We start from the raw sequence: 6364 nt of genomic DNA on the forward strand, positions 1-6364 counted from the left end.
TTTTTTCATGGCGATGCGTCGGCGCGATCTGCATCGCGCCGACGGTTCACGAGCAGAACTTCGCGAGCAGCCCGAGCTGAGCGTTGCGGATCGTCTTGCCGGTGCGGCGCCGGCGATAATGGCCGTCGCTGTGCATCTGCCATGCCGACTGGTTGTCGCCGAGGCACACCGACAGCCCCTCGGCGATCACGCGCCGCTTCAGCTTGCGCTCGCGGATCGGGAACGCGACTTCGACGCGGCGGAACAGGTTGCGGTCCATCCAGTCGGCACTCGACAGATAGACGTCCTCGGCGCCGCCCGCATGGAAATAGTAGATGCGGTGGTGTTCGAGGAAGCGGCCGACGATCGAGCGCACCGTGATGTTTTCCGACAGCCCCGGCACACCGGGCTTCAGCGCGCAGACGCCGCGCACGATCAGATCGACCTTGACGCCGGCCTGCGACGCTTCGTACAGCGCGGCGATCACCGACGGTTCCAGCAGCGCGTTCATTTTCGCGACGATGCGCGCGCGCTTGCCGGCCTGCGCATTGTCGATCTCCGCGCGGATCGACTCGATGATGCGCGGATGCAGCGTGAACGGTGACTGCCACAGCTCGTGCAGCGTCAGTTCGCCGCCGATCCCGGTCAGTTGCTGGAACACGTGATGCACGTCCTCGCAGATCTTCTGGTCGGCCGTCATCAGCCCGAAGTCGGTGTAGAGGCGTGCGGTGCGCGGATGGTAGTTGCCGGTGCCGAGATGCACGTAGCGGCGCAGCGACGCCTTGCCGGCCTGCACGACGCGTCGCACGATCAGCATCATCTTCGCGTGGCACTTGTGGCCGACCACGCCGTACACGACATGTGCGCCGACGGCTTCGAGCTGCGACGCCCAGTTGATGTTGGTTTCCTCGTCGAAGCGCGCGAGCAGCTCGACGACGACGGTCACTTCCTTGCCGTTGCGCGCGGCTTCCATCAGCGCGTCCATCAGCGGCGAGTCGGTGCCGGTGCGATAGATCGTCTGCTTGATCGCGACGACGCTCGGGTCTCTCGCGGCCTGCTGCAGCAGTTCGAGCACGGGCTGGAAGCTCTCGTACGGGTGGTGCAGCAGGATGTCGCCGGCGTCGATCGCGTCGAACATCGTCGGCGCGTTGGCGATTACCGCGGGGGTCGATGCGGTGAACGGCGTGAACTTCAGGTCCGGGCGGTCGACGAGATCGGGAATCTGCATCAGGCGCACGAGGTTCACGGACCCGGCCACGCGATAGCAGTCCTTGTCGCCGAGTTCGCTTTCCTCGAGCAGGCGCCGCACGATGTGCAGCGGCGTGTCGGCCGACACTTCGAGGCGCACCGCGTTGCCGAGGTGGCGCGCGGGCAGTTCGCCCTGCAGCGCGACACGCAGGTTCGTGATTTCGTCTTCGTCGACGAACAGCTCGCTGTTGCGCGTGATGCGGAACTGGTTGCAGCTCTTCACGACGAGTTGCGGGAAGAGTTCGCCGACGAAGCGCTGCATGAACGAGCTCAGCAGCACGAAGCCGTGCTCGAAACCCGACAGCGCATGCGGCATGCGCACGACGCGCGGCAGCGCGCGCGGCGCCTGCACGATGCCCATCACGGCCTGGCGGCCGAACGCGTCGCGGCCTTCGAGCTCGACGACGAAGTTCAGGCTCTTGTTCAGCACGCGCGGGAACGGGTGGGCCGGATCGAGGCCGATCGGCGTCAGCACCGGCAGCAGTTCGTCGAGGAAGTAGCGTCGCGCCCATTCGAGCTGCTCGTCGTTCCACGAGTCACTCGCGTGGAAGTAGATGCCTTCCTGTTCGAGCGCCGGCAGCACGGTTTCGTGCAGCATCGTGTACTGTCGATGCACGAGCCGCTGCGCGCGTTCGACGACGAGATCGTAAGCGTGCTGCAGCGACATGCCGTCGGGCGTCAGCGCGCCGGGGTTGTCGCGGATCTGTTCCTGCAGGCCGGCCATCCGGACTTCGAAGAATTCGTCGAGATTGCTGCTGGTGATGCAGATGAAGCGCAGGCGCTCGAGCAACGGGACTTGCGGATCGGCCGCCTGGGCCAGCACGCGCTCGTTGAAACCGAGGATGCCGAGTTCACGGTTGAGAAGCGGGTAACGGACGGACATCGGCAGAGTAGGAGGTAATTCAGGCGATGATTCGAAAGGACGCTCGGAAACTCTCACGGTACGATGACGTGCTGATGACAATAATGGTTTTATATCGGGAAATTCTACGCCGTAACCCTTTCGTCGCATAAATGTTTCGGCTATATGGAATCGAGCAGTGTGCATGCCCGTGAAGCGTGGCAACGGCAAGCGTTCCACGCTTAAAATGTCGCCTTTGATTGATCGCCCGCGGTTGCCGGAGGAACGGCTGCCGCGGAAGAACGCGCACGGAGCCCCCTTCTGATGGTTACAACTCCCCACTTGCTGGCTGCCGTGGATCTCGGCTCGAACAGCTTCCGGCTGATCGTCGGGCGCGTCGAGGAAACGCCGGCGGGCAGTCAGATCTATCCCGTCGACGCGCTGCGCGAGCCGGTGCGGCTGGCCGCGGGCCTGTCGAGCGACAAGATGCTCGATCGCGCGTCGCAGGAGCGTGGCTGGGAGGCGCTCAAGCGGTTCGGCGAGCGCCTGCGCGATTTCCATCCCGATCATGTGCGCGCGGTCGCGACCAACACGCTGCGCGTCGCGAAGAACGCCGCCGAATTCCTCGGCGAGGCCGAGGCGGCGCTCGGGTTCCCGATCGAAGTGATCGCGGGCCGCGAAGAGGCGCGCCTGATCTATGCGGGCGCCGCGCACTCGGTACCGGCGAGCGCCGGCAAGCGGCTCGTCGTCGACATCGGCGGCGGCTCGACCGAATTCATCATCGGCTCGCACTACACGCCGATCGTGATGGAGAGCCTCTATATCGGTTGCGTGAGCCATAGCCGCACCTTCTTTCCGGCCGGCAACGTCGACGAATACACGATGCGGCAGGCCGAACTCGCGGCCAAGCGCGAGATCCAGATCATTTCGAGCGAATACAAGAAGGCCGGCTGGGACCAGGCGATCGGCTCGTCCGGCACCGCACGCGCGCTCGCCGAGCTCGTCGAGGCGAACGGCTTCAACGATCCGGGCATCACGCACGGCATTTCGCGCGGCGGCCTCGAGCGGCTGAAGCGTGCGCTGATCAAGTCGGAGAACGTCAACCGGCTGAAGCTGATCGCGCTGAAGCCCGACCGCGTGCCGGTACTCGCGGGCGGCCTGGCGATCATGCTGGCGGTGTTCGAGGAACTGGGCGTCGACTACGTCGACACGACCGATGGCGCGCTGCGCCTCGGCGTGCTGTACGACCTGCTCGGCCGGACCCAGCACGAGGACATGCGCGCGGTGACCGTCGAGGGTTTCACACGCCGCTACGGCGTCGATCGCGCACAGGCCGAGCGGATCGGGGCGCTCGCCGCGCGTTTTTACGACGAGCTCGAGGAAGACGACGAGGAAGCGCGCGAGGAAGGGCGGATGTTCCTCGGCTGGGCGGCCGCATTGCACGAGATCGGCCTGTCGATCTCGCACAGCGCGTATCACAAGCATTCGGCCTATATCGCGAGCAATGCGGACATGCCGGGTTTTTCGCGTACCGACCAGGCGCGGCTTGCCGCGCTCGTGCTCGGCCATGCGGGCAAGCTCGGCAAGCTGTCGCAGGCGCGGGAGGTCGAATGGCCGCTGCTGTTCTGCCTGCGGCTCGCGGCGCTGCTGTGCCGGCGCCGGACCGATGCGGGGCTGCCCGACATTTCCGTTTCGCAGATGAAGAAGGGCGGGTACGAGGTGCGTCTGCCGAGTGCCTGGGTCGAGCAGAACCCGTTGACCGACTACAGCCTCAGCCAGGAGGCGGCGGAGTGGGAGAAGGTCGGTATCCCGTATCGCGTGGTTTATACCGGCGCGTGACGGGCCAATAGCGAGCCCGGGAGGTGCTCCGGGCGCCGGGTGGATGGATGTGCGGGTGAGGCGCTCGTCAGGTATCGCCCCGCACGATCGTCAAGGGCCACCCAACGCGGGTACCGACGGTCGGCTCAATCGGACGAGCAGACGATCGCGGTCAGGAACGGGAACGCCTGCTTGACGGTTGCATCGCTGCCGGCCTTGCGCACGGCTTCCTCGACCGCGCTCTTCGTGCCGCGCACGACGACGCCGTAGGCCCAGTCGCCGATCGGCGTGCCGTCGCCCGGCCGGAAGATCGGATCGTTCGCCTGGTAACCGAGCACGACGTAGACGCCGAAGCCGTAGGCCGTCAGCGAGCGGTTCGTGCGGAACGCGTTGACCGAATTCGATTCGACGTGCATCGGCTCGGACTGGATGTCGCCGGCGGCGAGCAGCGGCGCGACGAACTTGTGGCCGGTCGAATGACAGTCGAGCGCGTCGTCGAGCGCTTTCGCCGACGCGGTGCCGGCGGTGGTCGCGAGTACGAGCAGCGACGCGCAGAGGGCTGGCTTGAGAACGTTGTTTTTCATGCGCGGTTGCGGGTTGTTTCACACGTATTATCGCGTGTTCCAGCAAGTTCCGTGCGCGGGACTCGTGGTGGAGGCGTGGGTGCGTCGACGCGGCGGTTGAGCCGGGCTTGGCCCGCATCGCGGCGAGCCCGGAAAACGGCGGGGCGATTCAAGGGCCGGTAAAAAACACCCGTAAACGGAAAAAGGGGCTACGGTGTTCAACCGTAACCCCTTGATTCCTTGGTCGGAGCGATAGGATTCGAACCTACGACCCTCTGATCCCAAATCAGATGCGCTACCAGGCTGCGCTACGCTCCGACGAGCCAAAGATAATAACGTCGAACGGCCGCATCGGTCAATCACGATATGCGGGTAAATGCCGCGGCGGCGAGCGGTCCGCGATTTGCGACAATTCACAGGATGATCGGCCGCCCCCCACGCATGCGCGCGCGGGCGCTCGCCGAAGCAAGGAGAACATCATGATGAACCTGATCCTGTGGCGCCACGCCGAAGCCGAAGACTACGCGACGAGCGATCTCGCGCGCCAATTGACCGTGCGCGGCCGCAAGGATGCGCAGGCGATGGCCAAATGGCTGCGCGGCCGGCTCGAGACGAATACCGTGATTCTCGCGAGCCCGGCGGCGCGCACCGTGCAGACCGTCGAGGCGCTGACCGACCAGTACCGGACCGTCGACGCCCTCGCGCCAGGCGGCAGTGTCGACGACGTGCTGGCGGCGGCCGGTTGGCCGGACGGTATCGCACCGACGGTCGTGATCGTCGGCCATCAGCCGACGCTCGGCAGCGTGGCCGCGCAGCTGGTCGCCGGCGGCGACGACAACTGGAGCATCAAGAAGGGCGGAATCGTGTGGCTGGCGAGCCGCACGCGCGACGGCAGCCGGCAGGCCGTATTGCGGGCGGTTTTGACGCCGGAACTGGTGTAAAGCCCGCCTGAATTGGTTTGAAGGGATTGATCGTACGGTTTCGCAAGCTTTCTGCTAAAGTCAATTCGGCGACACGTCATTGAAAGGACACGGTCGTGCCACATAACGGTCACGGCCGGTTACTACATTGGCGGGCATGTCGTCCTATTCCTTACGACCAGGAAAGCCTAATGCGAGAACTGCCGACGCCTACGCTCCCTTTTGCCTCGCTGCCCCTCGACACGTCGCGACGCCACCTGCCGCGCGCCAGTGAAACCGTCACATCGGAGTATCGCCTGCGCGCCGCATGGGCGCGTACGGAAGACGAATTGCGCGAAGCCCAGCGCCTGCGCTACAGCGTGTTCGCCGAAGAGATGGGCGCGCAGGTCAGCGGCCCGTCCGGTCTCGATGTCGATCCGTTCGACGTGTATTGCGACCACCTGCTGGTCCGCGATCTCGACACGCTGAAAGTCGTCGGTACGTACCGCGTGCTGCCGCCGCACCAGGCGGCGCGTGTCGGCCGCCTGTACGCCGAAGGCGAATTCGACCTGTCGCGCCTCACGCACCTGCGCGGCAAGATGGTCGAGGTCGGCCGCTCGTGCGTGCACAGCGACTACCGCAGCGGCGCCGTCATCATGGCGCTGTGGGGCGGTCTGGGCGCGTACATGATGCAGAACGGCTACGAGACGATGCTCGGCTGCGCGAGCGTGTCGATGGCCGACGGCGGCCACTACGCGGCGAACCTGTACCAGTCGCTGTCGGCGAGCTCGCTGACGGCGCCCGAGTATCGCGCATTCCCGCACACGGCCCTGCCGGTCGATGAACTGCAGACGGGCACCGTCGTCGCACCGCCGCCGCTGATCAAGGGTTACCTGCGTCTCGGCGCGAAGATTTGCGGCGCCCCGGCCTGGGATCCCGACTTCAACTGCGCGGATTTCCTGACGCTGTTCCGTCTGTCGGACATCAACGCGCGCTACGCCCGCCACTTCCTGGGC

The 6364-nt window shown here is 65.6% G+C and carries 5 protein-coding genes and 1 tRNA gene; 3 read left to right on the plus strand and 3 right to left on the minus strand.

Annotated features, from left to right (window positions below; genetic code table 11):
- Positions 1-46: 46 nt before the first annotated feature.
- Positions 47-2110: a polyphosphate kinase 1 gene (ppk1, locus tag JMF90_RS19100; protein ID WP_006476331.1), complete on the minus strand. Its 2064-nt coding sequence runs from the start codon at positions 2108-2110 to the stop codon at positions 47-49.
- Between the two features lie 282 nt (positions 2111-2392).
- Between ppk1 and ppx the strand changes: the two genes are divergently transcribed.
- Positions 2393-3907 (plus strand): exopolyphosphatase, encoded by a 1515-nt coding sequence (gene ppx, locus JMF90_RS19105; protein WP_011545094.1) that lies wholly within the window; start codon positions 2393-2395, stop codon positions 3905-3907.
- Between the two features lie 125 nt (positions 3908-4032).
- On the opposite strand, the gene JMF90_RS19110 is transcribed toward ppx, so the two are convergent.
- Complete coding sequence (locus JMF90_RS19110; RefSeq protein ID WP_011545095.1) at positions 4033-4470, minus strand: hypothetical protein; 438 nt, start codon at positions 4468-4470, stop codon at positions 4033-4035.
- 220 nt (positions 4471-4690) lie between these two features.
- Positions 4691-4767: transfer RNA gene (locus JMF90_RS19115), tRNA-Pro, on the minus strand.
- A gap of 161 nt (positions 4768-4928) precedes the next feature.
- Here JMF90_RS19115 and sixA point away from each other — a divergent pair.
- Both sixA and JMF90_RS19130 read left to right on the plus strand, forming a co-directional pair.
- Positions 4929-5390: a phosphohistidine phosphatase SixA gene (sixA, locus tag JMF90_RS19120; protein WP_011545096.1), complete on the plus strand. Its 462-nt coding sequence runs from the start codon at positions 4929-4931 to the stop codon at positions 5388-5390.
- A 170-nt stretch (positions 5391-5560) separates the two neighbouring features.
- Positions 5561-6364 (plus strand): GNAT family N-acetyltransferase (locus JMF90_RS19130; protein WP_011694249.1); only part of this gene is annotated, 804 nt, incomplete at its 3' end.

It is taken from the genome of Burkholderia sp. E168m23 (assembly GCF_016586125.1).
Lineage (GTDB): Bacteria > Pseudomonadota > Gammaproteobacteria > Burkholderiales > Burkholderiaceae > Burkholderia > Burkholderia orbicola.